The following is an 18,040-nucleotide window of genomic DNA, read 5'->3' as shown; positions in this document are numbered from 1 at the left end:
ATAGCTACACTTACATTTAGTTGAAAGTGTAACTATTTTTTTAAAAAATATTATTTCATTAACCCTTTACAGACCCCATCATAACTCCCTTGGCAAAATACTTTTGTAAAAATGGATACAAGCATATAATAGGCAGTGTTGATATAACAATGGTAGCATACTTGATAGCATCTGCAACTTCCTGCGTTATAGCGGAACCATCAGACATAGCAGCCGAACTACTAGCCATAATAATTTCACGAGTAATCAATGCCAAAGGCCAGTACTCTCTTGTATTTGGCAAATACAGCATCTCATTAAACCAACTATTCCAGTGACTTACACCATAATATAGTACCATTACCGCAATAGTTGCTTTACTTACTGGAAGAATAATTTTTGTAAAAGTTGTCCAGTAATTTGCACCATCTATCTTTGCCGATTCTTCAAGTTCTCCTGGTAAAGACTCAAAATGTGTACGCATAATAATAAAGTTGAATACACTAACTAAGCCAGGCAACAGTACTGCAATACGAGTATTTAAAAGTCCCAAATTTCGAATCACTAAATAAGTTGGTATCATTCCTCCATTAAAAAACATCGTAAACATAACAAACAAGGTTAATGGTTTTTTTAGCATGATATTCTTATGTGATAAAGCATAAGCCAGCATAGACGTAAGAATAATATTTAGTGCTGTACCAGCAAATGTGTAGAATATGGTATTTGCATAACTATACCATATCTCTTTATTTGCAAATACCTTTTGGTAAGCAAACATTGTTATTTGTTTTGGCCATAATAATATACCATGACTTGCTGCAACAATCGTCGGTTCACTTATGGAAGCACAAGCTACATACCAAAGCGGATATAAACATATAAAAATAAGTACAGTTATAATACTATAGGAAAGTATATTAAATATCATATCTTCCTTACTTAGACGTATGTGTTTCTTCATTTTAAACATTAATATAGCCTCCTTTTACCATAAACTATTTTCTGTTAATTTGCGGCTTATGGCATTCATACTTAGTACCAAGATAAGATTGATAGCACTATTAAATAAACCAATAGCAGCTGCTGAGCTATAATTTGCTCCTAATATACCTTGTCTGTAGACAAACGTTGAAATAATATCTGCTGTTGCATATGTAACTGGGCTATATAAGTTAAATACTTTCTCAAATCCAATGCTCATTAAGTGTCCAACCTGCATCAATAGAACCGTTACAATAACTGGTAAAATACTTGGAAGGGAAATATATCTAATTTTTTGCCAACGACTTGCTCCATCCAAATGAGCAGCTTCAAATTGAGATATATCAATAGCAGATAATGCTGCAATAAATACAACTGCATTCCAACCAAATTTCTGCCAGATTTCTGACCCAACATAAACGGTACGAAACCATTCTGGCTTTGTCATAAAAGCAATTGGTTCACCACCAAACGCTTGAATAATTGCATTAATAAGACCATTCATACTCGTAAAATCAATTACCATACCACATATTACGATAACGCTAATGAAATGTGGCAAATATGTAACTGTTTGTGCAACTTTTCGAAACGAATTACTCTTAATTTCGCTAAGAACCAATGCAAATATTATTGGTATTGGAAATCCCCAGATTAACACTTCTAAACTAAGTAAAAGTGTATTTCGTAGCAAACGCAAGAAATAATAGCTTTTAAAAAAGTCAATAAAATGTTTAAACCCTACAAAGCTACCTGAGAAAATACCGCTAGTTATTTTATAATTTGAAAATGCTGTGTAAAGTCCTAGCATTGGTGTGTAGCAGTAAACTGCAAAATAGACCAAAGCTGGCAACGCCATCAAATACAATATCCAGTGTTTATGCAAATCATTTTTCAGACGTGAAAAAAAACTTTCTTTCATTATATTTACTGCCGTTTTCGTACCAATTGTTCTTGGCATAAATAATCCTCCTTTTTATTCGAGCAAATTATTAACTATACTATTAAAACATTCGCTCACTTCTCTCTGGTTCAAATATACTGCACAACAGATGTATTGACTATCAGCATTCTTTTTGAATCTTCTTCCATAATATCTTTTCCTCTCTTATGCCTAGTGCAGTTTTTAATGCAAGTATTCTATTTTTGTTTTGGAGATAAGTATTTTTTATCTACACAAATTATTGAACCTATATTTTTATTTCATTTTTCATACTCTACTTATTATGGGATAAATTTTCTTCAAATTCTTTTTTACAAAGTTCCATCCACTTTTCTTCATAACGATTCTGTAAAAATGAATTAAGAATCGTATCCCTAAATCTTTTCCATGAATAAATTTCCTGGTTAACTAAAATAGGGTAATATAACACATTACTATCTTTTGCCGCATTGATATCTCCTAACGCGTCTCCAATCATCAAAACATTTTTATTATCATAACCAAACTTTAACATTTGTTTGATACAATCTGACTTGCTACCATTTTCCTGTGTCATAACAACATCAACGTAATCTATAATGTGATTAGAACTCCATTCTTCTTCTACTGCTTGTAAATTTGCAGATGATACTACTGCAATATCTGCATATTGAGAGGCTTCTTTGAGGCTTTCTGTTACCCCTTCAAATGCAAGTTTTTTTTCTGGTGGTAAACTCTCTACTTTTTCGTTCACACGATTAGACCAATTCAATGCTTTTTTTAATACTTCGTTATCTTTTAACGCAATCTCTTGTTCTAAACTTTTATTAGAGAGTTCTTTTGTAGTATTGATCCATTCTTTTAATACGGCTGTGTCAATTTGGGCATAACCTGATTCATTTATATAATCCAGTGCTAATAATAGACCTTTGAATCGGTTAATTCCTCTACTCATTGAATACAAATTAATATGATTCCAATAACTTAGTATCTTATTTTCATATGGTTGTAACTTCCATTCTTCGATTAGAGAAGGTCCAAAACACTCTTTGTGCTTAATCGTCATACCATCAATGGCACATCCGTCTGAATCGATACAAATTAAGAAATTTTTATTTTTTTGAAATGTTGTTATTTCTTTTATCATAGTATTTGCACCTATTTTCCTTTCAACTATAATTTGGTATCCCAGCGTTCACACCATACATTATCATTGTATTTGCCCTTAAATTCAGACTTACCAACAATTTTTTCAATTGTAGCCTGTATACATTCTTTCGTCGGTGCATATGCATTAATGTAAGTTTTCATCATTGGTAAATCATATAGATGATTGGTATAGTTTAATGAAACACAGACTGTTTCAACTTCTCTTACCCACCAAGGTAATTCATTGGAATGAGCGGATGAATATTTCACTCTTACATTGTTTTCTTGTGCGTAACCTTTCATGTGTACAAATACGAAAACGACATCATATTTTTCTTTAAACTCTTCTACAGTTGGCATTTCCATGGCTTTAAACTTATTAAATGGAGAACTGTTCTTTACTTCCATCTCATAATAAGATTCATTTACATCCAATTCAAATCCAGCTCTTTTTAATTCATCAATTACAATTTGCTTTACTGGATCTGTACCTGATTGATAGCAAACAGGCTCACTTTCTATGTAATAAAGTCTTGCTCTTTTTTTCTTATTCACATCAATTGGTAACATTGCTTGTGTATCTTTTACCAATGTTATGCTTTCATCTGCGATTGCCTTTGCGATGTCTTTATGTTCTTTGCAACCTATCTTTTGTAAATTATCTTTATGTCCAGCATATATCTTTTGAGTATGTTTTTTGTGGAGATTGAGACGGGCCTTCATACCAAGAATACGTTCCAGTGCTTCTTGTAAGCGTTCTTGTGTTATAATTCCTTTTTTATATCCATCCATCATATATTGCATATCTTCTTTGATATCATGCAAGAATAAAAACATATCACAACCTGCTGCAATTGTACCTGGAACCTGTTCACTTCTAGGTTTTGCACTTAGTAATCCCCCCATATGTGTGGCATCGGTAAGAACAAGACCATTAAAGCCAAGCTGATTTCTTAATAAGCCAGTAATCAGTTCAGGGGAAAGCGTAGCTGGCATTATTTCATCTAGTTTTATGTCTGGGTTGATTTTTTGACTGTATGATGGAAGTGCAATATGTCCAACCATTATGCTTTCTAATCCTTCATCAATCAACTCTTTGTATACTTTTCCAAAGGTTTTATCCCATTCTTCACAAGACAAGTCATTGATTCCCATGACAAGATGCTGATCTCTTTCTTCCACTCCATCTCCTGGAAAATGCTTTGCACAAGCAAGTAAATTGCTTTCCTGAACTCCTTTGATATAAGCTTTTGCCATATCTAGAATTTCCTCTGGATCTTTTCCAAATGCTCTTGTGTTTACAATTGTATTTCTCCAGTTAAGTAAAATATCTACGATTGGTCCAAATGTCCAATTACATCCAATGGCATCTGCCTCGATTCCACTGATTCTTCCCATTTCATATGCTGCTTTGTTAGAATGTGTTGCTCCACATTGAGCCTGTGTGGCAACTAAAGTACCTTCTTTACAAGCCCCATTTCCACCCGCTTCACAGTTTGCTGCAATGAAAACAGGCACTTTACTGTATTTTTGATATAATTTGTTTTGTTCATATATTTTTTCTGCTGCAGTTTCTGTATATCGCACTCCACCAATATGATACGTTTCTACTAGTTCACGGATATCGTCTTCCTTTGTACTTTTTCCTAGATTAATAAATAACTGACCAATTTTTTCTTCGATTGTCATTGCTTTGATTGTGTCTTTCACCCATTTTATATCTTCTTCCTCTAAATAAAATGGTTTTGCTTTCAAATTTACTGCCATTGATTTTCCTCCACACCTTTGAATCACTTTTTATTCTTTTATAAAATCAACTATACAAAGCTTCTTGTTCTATTACTATCTGCATTCTTTTTGAATATCCTACAATAATCTTTTTTTCTCATTTTCTCCCCATGCAATTTTTAATGTGTATATCCCATTTTTGTACTTTGCAATTAATTTACCTTTTAAAACACAAAAAATGCGACCAGCATTGTGTCGCACGGTCGCATTTCTTTATATTTTAGTTTGTTGTTTACTCTTTATTTAACGAGGTATCCTCCATCCACTGGAATAATAGCTCCATTTAAGTAATCCGATGCACTGGATGCAAGGAATAACACAGGTCCTTTTAGATCCATAGGTGTTCCCCATCTTCCAGCTGGAATACGCTTACTGGTTTCATCTTTACGCTCTTTCGTCATATTTGCACACATTTCGGTATCCATGTAGCCTGGTGCAATCGCATTGATATTAATATTTCTGCTTGCACAGTCAACTGCCAAGCTTTTTGTTAATTGCGTTACTGCACCCTTACTTGCCGTATAAGCTGGAACCGTTGTTCCGCCAAACCAAGATACCATGGAGGCAATATTAATAATCTTTCCTCCTGTTTCTTGTTTTAGCATAACCTGCAATGCTTTCTGGCATAGAATGAATACATGGTTTAAATTAATGTTAATGACCAAATCCCAATCATCAATTGGAAATTCCTCTGGTAGATAACGACGTTGGATACCTGCTGCTGGGATTAATACATCAAGCTTTCCTCCTAGATAAGCCATTGCCTCTGTAAACATACGATCAATATCAGTTCGATCTGCTAAATTTCCGCATACACCATATACTTCATAGCCTAAATCGGTATATTCTTTTACCACTTCCTTTAGTTTTTCTTTCTGCACATCCATTAATACTACTTTTGCGCCATTTTCTAAAAGTCCTTCTGCCATACCTCTTGATAATCCTTGTGCACCACCTGTTACGATACAGCATTTACCTGCTACACTAAATTGCTTGTTTGCATCAAATTTCATATTTATGTACCTTTCTATCCTTTCTTCATGTATATAAACGGGTTTGTTTGCTCTCTAGTCTTCAAATAAAATTACCATTTTTTTAGAACTAGGATCTGGATTGTCCATAAGATGGAAAACCTTTTCGATTTCACTAAACTTTATAAATGTTGTTGCAATTCCCTCCGTATTAAATTCTTTGTTTTCCATACGTTTGATGGTAGGTTCAAACTGAAATGCTGACATTCTAGAACCAATGATGTCTAATTCTCGTTGATTAATCATTGCCTGTGTAATCCCCTCTGATGCAGTCGAAAACCCAAGAGGAACCATTCTTCCTGCATTGCAAAGTATTCCTGGTTGCATACATAAGGTCAAAGAACCAGGAAAACATGCTGAGTCAAACGCAACCGTTGCTCCTAATCCATTTGTAATTTCTTGTACCTTCAAAACAACATCTTCTTTTTGAGAGTTTATGGTGTAATCTGCACCATATTCCTTTGCCCTTTCTAAAGAAGAATCATCTATGTCACAGCAAATAATGGTCTTACATCCCTTTGCCTTACATGTCTGTAATATAATAGAACCAATGGTTCCAGCTCCTAATATAAACACTACATCTTCCGAAACTACTCTTCCACGCTCCGTACAATGCGCTCCAATTGCAAAAGGTTCCACTAGGGCCGCATCTTTCCAATCAACGGACTTATCTATTTTATATACTTCTTTTGCTGGTGCAGTAAAATATTCTCTCCAACCACCGTCTGCTCCTGAACCTCTTACCTTTACATGAGCACATACATTTTTTCTACCTATTTTACATTGATAACATTCTCCACAAGTGGAAATCAAATCAATAATAACATGGTCTCCCACCTCTACATTTGTCACATTTTTTCCTACTTTTACTACGATTCCAGCATTTTCGTGACCAGGAATTCTTGGATAGGTAGAGCAAGGATTTAATCCATGATAGATATGATGATCACTTCCGCATACACCCGCCGACTTCATTTGTATTAACACTTCATCTTCATTTGCTAATTCAGGTATCAAAACCTCTTGTACCTCGAACTTGTGAGGACTTGATACAATAACTGATTTCATTGTCTTTTGCATCTTATATCTCCTTTCCTTACGGTGTTTGTAACGCACCGTCTCTTCTTCTTGTCTGCGTCCATGTCGTTACAGTATTTTCACAAGGGTACTTCGCCGCTTCTGCTTCATTGATATCCACACCAAGTCCTGGTAATTCATTAGCATACACATATCCTTTTTCAAATTCAGGAAGTCCAGGAAATACCTCAAGTAACGCACCATGTGGTCCTTTTAGTTCTTGAATGACAAAGTTTGGAGGTTCAATACCAGACCACTCTTGCACACCAAAGTTTGGCGCTGCTAAGTCAATATGAATATTGGCCGCATGTGCCACTGGTGACATGTCTCCTGGCCCATGCCATGCTGTTTTTACACCGTACTGCTCTGCAAATATCTGCAATTTTCTTGCTGGCGTAATTCCACCAATTTGACTGATATGTACGCGAATATAATCAATTAAATGTTCTGCTATTAAGCTCTTCCATTCGACTGGATTATTGAATAACTCTCCTTGGGCAATTGGAATGCTACTTTGCTGTCTAAGTCTTCTTAGCCAGTCTGTTTGTTCTAAGGATACTGGATCTTCTAAGAAAAATAAGTCAAATGGTTCTAACTCTTTTGCCAATCGAATGACTTCCATTGGGGCAATTCTTTCATGTACATCGTGCACCAAATTCATCTCGTATCCAATTGTATTTCGAATCTCCTCAAAGAGCTTAACTGTATTTTTAATATAGCTTTTAGAATCCAAATAAACACCAGGCATTGCATTTTTGGGTGCGGTTGCTGGAGTTACTCCATAGCTTTCGCCTCCATACCCTCCGCACTGACAACGAATGTTTGTAATTCCCATCTCTTGGAATTTTTGAATGTTTTCGCATAACTCATGAATATCTTTTCCGTCTGCATGGCGATACACTGGTATACCTTCTCTAACTTTTCCACCAAACAATTGATAAACTGGCATATTTGCCATTTTTCCTTTGATATCCCACAATGCCATATCAACGCCTGAGATTGCATTGTTTTCAATTGGTCCATTTCTCCAATAGCCATTTTGGTGCATCAATTGCCACAAGTCTTCTATATTTTCTACATCTCTTCCCTTTAGCAATGGATCTAAATATTCTTCAATTACATTTATGACCGCCAAATGACGATAAGCAAAGGTCGCACAGCCCAAACCATATAACCCATCTTGATTGGTTTCCACCTTTACCACCACCAGATTAATTCCTTCTGGGGCGGTAGCAATTGCTCTAACCTTGGTTATTTTTGTACTCATCTTTTCCTCCTTGCAGTTATCTTTACTGCGTATTTCGCTTTTTCATCTCTTGTCTGCTTTCCTTGTAAAAATGACAGGCAACACAGTGATTTGGCTCAACCTCAGTCAACACTGGACTTTTTTGTTTACAAATGTCTTTTGCCATCCAACAACGTGCCGCGAATCTACATCCACTTGGTGGATTAATTGGATTCGGTACGTCTCCATTTAATATGATTCTTTGACTCTTATTATCCAAATCTATCTTAGGTACGGCTGATAACAGCGCTAGAGAATATGGATGAAGTGTGTTATTAAAGATTTCATCCGTCTCTGCTATTTCTACAATTTGCCCCAAATACATTACTGCAATTCGGTTGGATATATGTCTTACTACACTTAAATCGTGTGAAATAAATAAGTAAGATAGATTAAATTTCTTTTGTAAATCCATAAGCAAATTAATGATATTTGCTTGGATGGAAACATCTAGAGAGGATACAGGCTCATCGCACACAATAAATTCAGGTGAAAGGGTTAATGCTCTTGCAATCCCTACAAGCTGTCGTCTTCCTCCATCTAGTTCATGTGGGAATTTATCTAGGACATACTCTTCAAGTCCAACTAATGCCGCATAATATTCAATTTTTTTATTCATTTCTTCTTGTGTCTTGCAAAGCTTATGTATCGTAAAGGGTTCTGCTAATATCGTTCTTACTGTTTTTTGTGGATTCAAGGAAGAAAATGGGTCTTGAAAAATAATTTGCATTTTCTTTCTAAATTCCATATCCTTTGCACCTTTGGTACCAATGATATTTTCTCCTTTAAATCTTACTTCACCTTCGGTTGTTGAAAGCAACTTCATTAATAGATTTCCAACTGTACTTTTACCACAGCCACTTTCTCCAACCAATCCTACCGTCTCACCTGGTAATATGTTAAAACTAACATTATCTACTGCATGAAGCGTTCCTTTTGTTTTTAGTTTAAAATACTTTTTTAAATTTTTTACCTCTAACAAAGGCTGTGTATTATTTTCTGCCATTTGCATTCACCTCCATATTCCAACATGCTGCATAATGGTCGTCACTAATTTGAATTAGGCTTGGTACTTCACTCTTACATGTATCAATACATTGGTCGCATCTTGGATGGAATTTACATCCTGACGGCAAATCTTGTGCATTTGCAACATTTCCGTGAATGGCAGTTAGTCGTTCTCTTTCTCCTTCTAGCTTTGGTATGGCTCCAAGCAGTCCCTTTGTATACCAATGTTTTGGATTTGAAAATACTTCTTTTACCGTTCCGTATTCGACAATACATCCTGCATACATAACTGCCACTTTTTCACAAATTTCCGAAATAATACCTAAATTATGTGTAATCATCAATAATGATGTAGAGTTTTCATGTTGAAGTTTTTTCATTAGTTCAAGTATTTGCGCTTGAATGGTAACATCAAGTGCTGTGGTGGGTTCATCTGCAATTAAAAGCTCTGGATTACAAGCTAGTGCTGCTGCAATACCAACGCGTTGGCGCATACCACCACTAAATTGATTTGGATAGTCATCGTATCGAGACTTTGCAATTCCAACCATTTTAAGTAACTCTTCACTTTCCATTCGTGCTTCTTTCTTACTTAGATTTTTATGTTTTCTTAATACCATGGAAATTTGTTCTCCAATTGTGAAAACTGGATTTAGAGAGGTCAACGGATTTTGAAATATCATAGAGATTTTATTTCCTCTCATATCTGCTAATTCTTTCTTATTCATTTGAAATACGGATTTTCCTTTAAAAAGAATATCACCATTTTCAATATGTCCCACTTTTTTGGGAAGTAAGTTCAAAGTAGATAATGCTATTGTTGTTTTTCCTGCACCTGTCTCTCCAACAAGTCCCAGTGCTTCTCCATTGTTTATCGTAAGGTTAATTCCATTTACTGCATGAGATGTGCCATGCCCTGTTTTATATGCAACCGCAAGGTCTTTTATTTCTAACAAAGATGCCATTTTTAATTCCTCCCTGTTTCTATTGATCTTTGTATCTTAATTCGTATTATTTTCTTAATCTATATTTTTAGGGTCTAATACATCTCGAACGCCATCTCCAACAAAGTTAAATGCCAATACGGTAATCATTAATGCAAAACCAGGTGCAATGACTGTCCAAGGCGCGGATGCAATGTATTCACGTCCATCTGCAATCATAGAACCCCAAGATGGCTTTGGTAGAGGAACGCCTAATCCCAAAAAGCTTAAGTTTGCTTCTGTTAAAATAACGGTACCAACTTGCTGACTCATTAAGATAATAAGTGGTGGAATAATATTTGGTAAAATCTGCGTAAATATAATATGTAAATGAGAACCTCCAAGAACTCGGGATGCTTTAATAAATTCAGCGTCACGAATTCCCATAACACTTTCTCGCATGACTCTTGTATAATTTACCCAACCAACGACAACAAGTACAATCAATAAATTGCGAATACTGTTACCAAAAATCGCCATAACCGTAATTGCAAATACCATAACTGGTATGGAAAGCTGAATATCATTAAATCTCATAATCACAGAATCTACGATTTTTCCAAAATAACCTGATACCATTCCAAGAATCGTTCCAATAATACTAGGAAAAACCACGCCAACAACAGCAATAATCAAACTGATACGACTTCCAATTAATAATCTGGTGAAAATATCACGCCCTAGCGAATCCGTCCCTAAAATGTGACCGTTTAATCCCTTTGAAAAAAACTCAGGTTTGATTAGTCTTGCACGCAAATCCGTTGCTTCGGCATCAAATCGAACAATTAACGGTGCAAAGATTGCTAACAGTACAATAATTCCAACTAATAAACTTCCTATAATAAAAAACTTACTTTTAGACATTTTACGAAGTATACTTTTTCTTCTCACAACCATTCTCCTTCCTAATTTAATTTCATACGCGGATCAATTACCGTATATAAAATGTCAACTAAGGTATTTACTGTTACAAAGATTGCCGCTGTAATGAGTAAAATTGACTGAATTAACGGAAAATCACGCATGTTGATTGCTTGCACGGTAAGAGTACCAAGGCCTGGCCATCCAAAGATTTGTTCCACAATAATGGCACCTGCCAACAATTGTCCAATCTGCATACCTGTTACCGTTATAACTGGTAATAATGCATTTTTAAGTGCATACTTTAAATAAATTTCCCACTGACCAATTCCTTTTGCATAGGTTGAAACAATATAATCTTCTTGCATTACGTCGTACATATCTGAGCGAAGCATACGAACAACTATAGCAGAAAGTGGTAATCCAAGCGTAATTGCTGGCATTAGTATGTTTTTAAATCCACCATAACCTTGCGTTGGCAGCCAACCTAGCGTAACACCAAATAAAAGAATCAAAAGAAGTCCAAACCAAACTTGTGACATGGATTGTCCAATGAGCGCAAATAAAACAGCTCCAAAATCCACACCAGTACCTCTTTTAATACCTGCAATAATTCCAAGAGGGATACTAATAATTAGTGAGATACATACCGCTATGAGCGTTAATTGTGCTGTAGCAGGCAAACGTTTAAAAATTAAATTGGAACAGGTTTCATTGTAAAAAATAGATACTCCCAAGTCTCCTTGTAACACGTTGCCCATATAGGATAAGTATTGTTCTACGACTGGTTTGTCGAGACCCATTTTGGCTTCCGTATTCTTAATTTGTTCTTCTGTTGCATTTTCAGGAAGCATTAACATTGCAGGATTACCTGGAGCAATTCGAATCAATGAAAACGCAATGATTGAAACTCCAAATAATACCAGTAAGCTTGCTAAAAGTCTTTTTAATAAAAAACGCGCTGTTGCCATCTTGCATTTCTCCTTTTTGTTTTGTTACAGGCGGTATATGATAACTTAAAATCATAACCGCCTGTTAAATTTATTTCACGGTAATATTTCTTAAATCCATTACTCCATCAGGAAAAACTACAATATTTTCTATATTGGATGTATAGATTGCAAACATATCAAGACTTAATACATACTGCATTGGCGCTCCTTCTTGCATTGCAATCTGGAAAGCTTGTCTCATTAATTCATTTTGCTTATCTAAATCAACCGTCATAGAAGCTTCATTAATGAGTGAAAGTTGCTCTTCATTTACAAATTCGGTATGTGCAGAATCGGATACATAATGCATATTAGCATGATTCAAACTTGAGCCATTTCCATAGAAAATATTAGAAAATCCTAAATCATATTCTCCCGCAGATCTTTTTGCTACAAAGGTTGCACCTTCCATAATTTCTAATTTTACATTAAAGCCTACAGCAGTCATCATAGCTTGAATTGCCTGAAGTACTTCTTTGGTTCTTGGAACCTTTCCATCAATTGCCATAAAGTAGATTTCTTCGCCGTTGTAAGAACTATCTGCTAATAATTGCTTTGCCATGTCTGGATCATATTTTGCATATTCTTTTGAATTAACAGCATCTGCGTCATATCCGATAACACCTTCCATTGTTGGCCAATAAGCTGGTGTACCAGAGCCTAGAATGCTATCAACGATTAATTCGCGGTCAATACAATGCATTAACGCTAAACGTGCATTTTTATCAGAAAATACTTTACCTTCTCCCGTCTCAAGAGACATAAAGCACATAGTAAGACCTGGATCTTGTTGAACTACCAATGCTTCCTGACCTTCTAATGCCATTGCCTGATCTGGTGGTATGTCTCCTGCTATATTAATCTCGCCTGTTTTAAGACCAGAAATACGAGTGGTGTCCTCAGAAATTGGTTTAAATACTATTTTATCTACATTTGATTTTTGCCCGCCCCAGTACTCATCATTTCTTTCAAATACCGTTTCATTTCCTGGATCATAACTTACGAATTTCCATGCACCAGTTCCTGGGTTGGTTTTAAATAAATCAGCTCCTTGCTCAGCCAATGCCTTTGCTGGTAATATAGAAGCAACGGAAATTTCACTTAGGAATGCTCCATAAGGTTGTGTGAAATGAAAGATACAGTTATAATCATCAACCACTTCTACTGAGTCTAAATTTACCCAAAGATAATGCATGGCTAATGTATCATCTTTTGCCATACGCTCAAAGGTTGCCTTTACGCACTCTGCGTTAAATGGTTCTCCATTACTAAAGGTTACATCGTCTCGTAATTGAAAAGACCAATCCTTCCCATCCTCTGATACACTCCAACTAGTTGCAAGGGACGGTGTATAGTTTCCTGCATGATCACTTTCAATTAACGTATCATAAATAAGAATACGAGCAATGTAGGATGGCATACTTGGTTGTCCCGCTGGATCCCATGTATAGAAATCTTCTGATAAGGAGTATGTTACTACCGTTTCTCCATCTTTAGTCGTTGTGACCGTTCCAGTTGAACTATTTGTTGGTTCCTCTGTTGTTTCTTTCTTTGTATTACCACATGCAGCTAATGAACTAACAAGAAGGGTAATACCAAGAATAAGTGCTAAACATTTTTTCATTTTCATTTTTCTCTCTCCTTTTCCAATTTGTTTTGCAAACTCATCATAATTCATTCATTTAGCGGAGTATATAAAATAAATCTTCTTTCATTTACACAAATTATCATTTATGATAGAATATGTTAACTTCACTATTTTTGTTAATTTTTATCGAATACTGATGTTTTTTGTCTATTTTTATACTCTTGTATTATATTTTAGATAAAAATAAATAATGTATTTTTATAATTAATGTTAATTTTATACATTTAAAATGGAGCTTATTTAAAATATAATTGTTATCTTTTCAAGGAGCTTAATATGAAAAAAATCAAAAAAATTCTAGTAAGTATTAACAACAGTATATTTTTTCAAACTACATTGATTTTAGGTGCACTCTGTATATTAATTGTTTTTTATCTAATCGCTTTTGCTTTTAGGCCTATCATTAAAACAGAGCAAGAAAAAAATAGATTGCTTTATGAAAACGCTCTTACTAGTGCCGAAACAATCATTGATTATTCTTTACTAAACATTCATGATATTATTACAAAAACAAGTCAGGAAAACTGTATTATGAGTGCGATTGTATCTCCAGATTCTGGTTCAGAGGATTCAGAAATACTGTTAAGTCTTTCAAACCTAAAAGGAACAAGCGAGTTAATTCAAGAAGCTTTTTTATTCATACCTGCAAACGATAAAGTGTATACTTCAAAATATAAATTAATAAAACGAACTGATTTCTACGAAAAAAGTGTGATTGATCGTTATTATTCTAGTTCTGAAAACTTGGATTATATAAGCCAGAGTGGCAGAATTTCAAAATTTTTTATTGTTGATTCAAAAATATTTATGATACGTGATTTTCCACTTGAAGGAGAGAATAGGCTTGGAACCTTTTTTATTAAAATAGATGTGAATAAATTTTTAAAGATGCTAAAAATAAATGAAACGATATACCCAAATCATCTTTATGTTTATAATTCATTGGGTACACCTTTATTTATTAATGATGCAAATAACCAAAGTAGTGCACAACATTATTATACAAACATAGCGGACAGCACCAAGCAAACAGTTGCTCTAGATAATCAGCTTCTACTACATACACACTCTGATTTAACTCACTTTAAGTATTTATTAGTAGTGAATGATTCCTCTAAAAATAATACGTTTATGCTTGTACTACTCATTTGTCCTGTTATCTTACTTTGCCTAGTTATGGCATTTTTTATAAGTACCAAGATATTAATTCCAATAAAAAACTTAATATTTATTGCAGATGCAATGAGATTAACAGATATCAGTTTACCTGGTCAGTCAACCACTAATAACTCGGTAGCTTTTACAAACAATATGAAGTATCTTAATTCATCCTTTGTCAATGCTGTTAGTAGTATAAATTATTTAAATAATTTTTTAGAAAAATTAAAACCAGATATATCAGACATATTGTTTAAAGACTTATTGACTGGTAAGCCAATACCAAAAGAGGATATTGACAACTACTTAACAAACATAAACAGTTCGATTACAAACGAGGGACTATATAATGTAATGGTCATTAAAACCAACCAAGATGACACCTATAATCTAACCAAAAATTATTTATCAGCAATTGAGAACATACTAAATATTAAAACAAAAGATTTTTGTTCTTATCATATACAAATAATTGATAACACGATATATGCCATAATATTTCAATTTCATAATTCATCCGCCCATACCATTAAAGTTTTTGAAAGAGACTTAAAAAATATGCTTACTAATACCTCCTCTTATCTTCATGTTCCAGCTGTAATCGGAACTGGAAAGATATATAAGTCCTTACAGGATTTGCATTTTTCTTATAGTGATGCACTAAATATGACTACGGTTAAATCTTCTTCCAATTCTGAAGATTCATCGGAAATCGAAACATACAATGACAAAACTTACTATAACGAACACATTCAAAAACTCTTTCAATTCATTGAAAATGACGATGAAGAAAATGCACTTTTATTTGCAAATCAACTCATATTAAAAATATACAATGAGAATAACTCTTTAGATGAGGTGAGAGTAAGCTACATCTCTTATGCAGAAGCAGTATTAAATAAACTATTAGAATTTAAAAATATCAGCCTTGATGCAAATACGCTATTTCAAATTAATACGGCATTAGAACGTGCAGAAGAAAAAACAATTATGAAAAATACCATTGACTCTTTTATTAAAGAAGCTGTTTTACTTGCTTTTGATCATTATAAAAAATACAAGCACCCTTACATTATAAAAGCAAGTGAATATATTAAAAATCATTATTCTGACTCCTCTTTATCTTTAAGCGAAATTGCAGAAAAGCTTGGAACGAATTCTACCTATCTTAGCAAGCTATTCAAAGAAAATATGGGTGTTAATTTTAATGATTTTATCAATTCTTATCGCATTGATGCTGCTAAATTTCTTTTAAATAATACTGATAAAAAAATTGAACAGATTTCAAATGAAACAGGATTTAATTCACAACAAAATTTCATTCGCGTTTTTAAGAAAATTGAAGGCGTTGCACCAGGACAATATCGAAAAGCAAAGCAAGTTGATATCTAATCATAGAAAAGCCCGCCTTTTCATGGCGAGCTTTTTTATGATGGTTTCGTACTAATTGGACCTTCACCTTCTTTGTTTAGAACATTTTCTATCATTACATTAACGCAATACGGACAAAATTGTGAACCAGCGCCTTGTTTTAATTCATTGATTGCATATTTTTTTGATAGTGCCTTTCGATAACTTCGTTCACTAATCATAGCATCATAAGCATCTGCAATTGCAATGATTCTAGACTGAATGGGTATTTCCTCTCCTTTTAATCCTTTTGGATAACCACGTCCATCCCACCTTTCATGATGAGCTAGTACATATTCTGCCATTTCCGAAAGTTCATTTACTGTGCTAAGGATTCGATATCCTATTTCTGGGTGTCTTTTGATTTCCTCCCATTCATTCTCATTTAACTTATCGTTCTTATTTAAGATTCCTTCTTCAATCGCAACTTTTCCAATGTCATGCAGCATACCTACTGTTCTTAATTCTTTTATTTCGTCTTCTTGTAAATCCAACGCCAGTCCCATCTTCTCACAAAGCTCAGATACTCGATGTGAATGTTGCTCCTCTCTTGGATTTTTTTCATGCAAGGCTGCCATAATGGTATAGATTGTTTTTCCACGCATGCTTGGACTTTCTACTAATTTTTTCTTATACATAAAGTCTTCTGCTCTTTTAAAAACATCAATGACAGATTCTTCCTCGCTATATTTTGCTCCATATCCAAAGGATATCGATATGTCAACCGAGTTGATTGATTCATTTCTTGCCAATTCTTTTATATGACTAACAATGTTTTTTATTGTTTCTAATTCTGTATTTGGCGATAATATAATAAATTCATCTCCCGCCAGTCTACATACTATATCTTTTTTTCTAACCCCTTTTAATAATACTTTGGCAACTCTCTTGATATATTCATCACCAATTGAATGTCCAAAAGAATCGTTTATTAGCTTTAATCCATTGATATCTGCTATTGTTATCATAAGTGGATAATGTTCTTTGCGGTCAAGTCTTACTAGTTCCTCTTCAAAATATCTTCTGTTATATAACTGGGTTAGTTGGTCGTGGTAGCTTAGATGTTGAAGTCTATCTTCTGCCTGTTTTCTCTTTGTAATGTCATTGACAATAATAGCTAGTTGATTTTTTTTAGGACGGTATGCTATTACCTCATAATAATAGCTTGTTTGTATTTGATGTCTTTCATATCTGGTTGGTTCACCTGTTTTTACCGTATGGTAGAGTTTATCCATGTTATCAGCTTCCATGTTTTTGTGTATTTCATGAAAATATTTACCCATGATTTCATCTTTTTTTAAGCCAGTTAGTATCTCATGACTGTCATTGGTGTCAATAAGTTTGAAATGCATAATATCATCTGAATTTCCCTCATACAATGCAAGCCCCAGTTGCATTTGATTTACTAATGCTTTATACTTTTCTTCACTTGCACGAAGCATGGTATCGTATTCTACAATTTGGTCATATTGATTTCTAAGTTCTTCTTCCGACGCAGTTAATTGCTGCACATATGCTTGAAGCTCTTCGTTTGCCGCTGATAGTTCATCATAACTTTCCATTAACTTTTTCTCTGCAGCATCAACCTTTTTTAACATTTTTAAAATGAGATAATACAATAACAACGCTGTAAGTAAAACATAAAATATACCTTTATAAGTATTTAAAATTTGCATTGTTTTCTTATCCTCAAACAGGTAAGAGAGGATGCGATCCGAAAAATAAATCCAGAAAAATCCTATTAAAAAATAAAGAAAACAAATTT

General features: G+C 34.2%; 14 protein-coding genes. 1 reads left to right on the top strand and 13 read right to left on the bottom strand.

Annotated elements, in window-relative coordinates:
* Positions 1-58: 58 nt before the first annotated feature.
* The 12 genes from F7O84_RS15170 to F7O84_RS15115 all read right to left on the bottom strand — a co-directional run bounded on the left by F7O84_RS15170 (position 59) and on the right by F7O84_RS15115 (position 13,689).
* Positions 59-952, bottom strand: a complete 894-nt coding sequence (locus F7O84_RS15170; RefSeq protein ID WP_151147168.1) for a carbohydrate ABC transporter permease — start codon at positions 950-952, stop codon at positions 59-61.
* Positions 953-967: 15 nt separating this feature from the next.
* Complete coding sequence (locus tag F7O84_RS15165; RefSeq protein WP_243140911.1) at positions 968-1,924, bottom strand: ABC transporter permease; 957 nt, start codon at positions 1,922-1,924, stop codon at positions 968-970.
* Between the two features lie 256 nt (positions 1,925-2,180).
* Positions 2,181-3,032, bottom strand: a complete 852-nt coding sequence (locus F7O84_RS15160; protein ID WP_151147165.1) for an HAD family hydrolase — start codon at positions 3,030-3,032, stop codon at positions 2,181-2,183.
* A gap of 26 nt (positions 3,033-3,058) precedes the next feature.
* Complete coding sequence (locus F7O84_RS15155; RefSeq protein ID WP_151147162.1) at positions 3,059-4,801, bottom strand: glycoside hydrolase family 3 protein; 1,743 nt, start codon at positions 4,799-4,801, stop codon at positions 3,059-3,061.
* Positions 4,802-5,061: 260 nt separating this feature from the next.
* Positions 5,062-5,835 (bottom strand): SDR family oxidoreductase, encoded by a 774-nt coding sequence (locus tag F7O84_RS15150; protein WP_151147159.1) that lies wholly within the window; start codon positions 5,833-5,835, stop codon positions 5,062-5,064.
* Positions 5,836-5,889: 54 nt separating this feature from the next.
* On the bottom strand, positions 5,890-6,933 hold the full coding sequence (locus tag F7O84_RS15145) for an alcohol dehydrogenase catalytic domain-containing protein (RefSeq protein WP_151147156.1): 1,044 nt from the start codon (positions 6,931-6,933) through the stop codon (positions 5,890-5,892).
* A 16-nt stretch (positions 6,934-6,949) separates the two neighbouring features.
* The gene (locus F7O84_RS15140; RefSeq protein WP_151147153.1) at positions 6,950-8,197 is read right to left on the bottom strand and encodes an enolase C-terminal domain-like protein; all 1,248 of its coding nucleotides are present in this window, start codon (positions 8,195-8,197) and stop codon (positions 6,950-6,952) included.
* 22 nt (positions 8,198-8,219) lie between these two features.
* The gene (locus tag F7O84_RS15135; protein WP_279238011.1) at positions 8,220-9,227 is read right to left on the bottom strand and encodes an ABC transporter ATP-binding protein; all 1,008 of its coding nucleotides are present in this window, start codon (positions 9,225-9,227) and stop codon (positions 8,220-8,222) included.
* On the bottom strand, positions 9,208-10,188 hold the full coding sequence (locus F7O84_RS15130; protein ID WP_151147147.1) for an ABC transporter ATP-binding protein: 981 nt from the start codon (positions 10,186-10,188) through the stop codon (positions 9,208-9,210). Before F7O84_RS15130 ends, F7O84_RS15135 begins: the two co-directional genes overlap by 20 nt.
* A gap of 54 nt (positions 10,189-10,242) precedes the next feature.
* Positions 10,243-11,097: an ABC transporter permease gene (locus F7O84_RS15125; RefSeq protein ID WP_151147144.1), complete on the bottom strand. Its 855-nt coding sequence runs from the start codon at positions 11,095-11,097 to the stop codon at positions 10,243-10,245.
* Between the two features lie 14 nt (positions 11,098-11,111).
* Positions 11,112-12,038 (bottom strand): ABC transporter permease, encoded by a 927-nt coding sequence (locus tag F7O84_RS15120; RefSeq protein WP_151147141.1) that lies wholly within the window; start codon positions 12,036-12,038, stop codon positions 11,112-11,114.
* A 70-nt stretch (positions 12,039-12,108) separates the two neighbouring features.
* Positions 12,109-13,689 (bottom strand): ABC transporter substrate-binding protein, encoded by a 1,581-nt coding sequence (locus F7O84_RS15115; RefSeq protein WP_192451783.1) that lies wholly within the window; start codon positions 13,687-13,689, stop codon positions 12,109-12,111.
* Between the two features lie 294 nt (positions 13,690-13,983).
* On the opposite strand from F7O84_RS15115, the gene F7O84_RS15110 reads away from it, so the two are divergent.
* Positions 13,984-16,257, top strand: coding sequence for a helix-turn-helix domain-containing protein (locus F7O84_RS15110; RefSeq protein WP_151147135.1), 2,274 nt, complete (start codon positions 13,984-13,986; stop codon positions 16,255-16,257).
* Between the two features lie 35 nt (positions 16,258-16,292).
* On the opposite strand, the gene F7O84_RS15105 is transcribed toward F7O84_RS15110, so the two are convergent.
* The gene (locus F7O84_RS15105; RefSeq protein ID WP_243140910.1) at positions 16,293-17,873 is read right to left on the bottom strand and encodes an HD domain-containing phosphohydrolase; all 1,581 of its coding nucleotides are present in this window, start codon (positions 17,871-17,873) and stop codon (positions 16,293-16,295) included.
* Positions 17,874-18,040 lie beyond the last annotated feature (167 nt).

It is taken from the genome of Candidatus Galacturonatibacter soehngenii, assembly GCF_008830185.1.
GTDB lineage: Bacteria > Bacillota > Clostridia > Lachnospirales > Lachnospiraceae > Lachnotalea > Lachnotalea soehngenii.
Note: the sequence above shows the minus strand (reverse complement) of the source record. Positions and strands in the feature narration are given on the sequence as shown.

Coding starts and splice junctions, on each gene's coding strand:
- F7O84_RS15170 (WP_151147168.1), bottom strand. CDS start 952: ATGTTTAAAATGAAGAAACACATACGTCTAAGTAAGGAAGATATGATA.
- F7O84_RS15165 (WP_243140911.1), bottom strand. CDS start 1,924: ATGCCAAGAACAATTGGTACGAAAACGGCAGTAAATATAATGAAAGAA.
- F7O84_RS15160 (WP_151147165.1), bottom strand. CDS start 3,032: ATGATAAAAGAAATAACAACATTTCAAAAAAATAAAAATTTCTTAATT.
- F7O84_RS15155 (WP_151147162.1), bottom strand. CDS start 4,801: ATGGCAGTAAATTTGAAAGCAAAACCATTTTATTTAGAGGAAGAAGAT.
- F7O84_RS15150 (WP_151147159.1), bottom strand. CDS start 5,835: ATGAAATTTGATGCAAACAAGCAATTTAGTGTAGCAGGTAAATGCTGT.
- F7O84_RS15145 (WP_151147156.1), bottom strand. CDS start 6,933: ATGCAAAAGACAATGAAATCAGTTATTGTATCAAGTCCTCACAAGTTC.
- F7O84_RS15140 (WP_151147153.1), bottom strand. CDS start 8,197: ATGAGTACAAAAATAACCAAGGTTAGAGCAATTGCTACCGCCCCAGAA.
- F7O84_RS15135 (WP_279238011.1), bottom strand. CDS start 9,227: ATGCAAATGGCAGAAAATAATACACAGCCTTTGTTAGAGGTAAAAAAT.
- F7O84_RS15130 (WP_151147147.1), bottom strand. CDS start 10,188: ATGGCATCTTTGTTAGAAATAAAAGACCTTGCGGTTGCATATAAAACA.
- F7O84_RS15120 (WP_151147141.1), bottom strand. CDS start 12,038: ATGGCAACAGCGCGTTTTTTATTAAAAAGACTTTTAGCAAGCTTACTG.
- F7O84_RS15115 (WP_192451783.1), bottom strand. CDS start 13,689: ATGAAAATGAAAAAATGTTTAGCACTTATTCTTGGTATTACCCTTCTT.
- F7O84_RS15110 (WP_151147135.1), top strand. CDS start 13,984: ATGAAAAAAATCAAAAAAATTCTAGTAAGTATTAACAACAGTATATTT.
- F7O84_RS15105 (WP_243140910.1), bottom strand. CDS start 17,873: ATGTTAAAAAAGGTTGATGCTGCAGAGAAAAAGTTAATGGAAAGTTAT.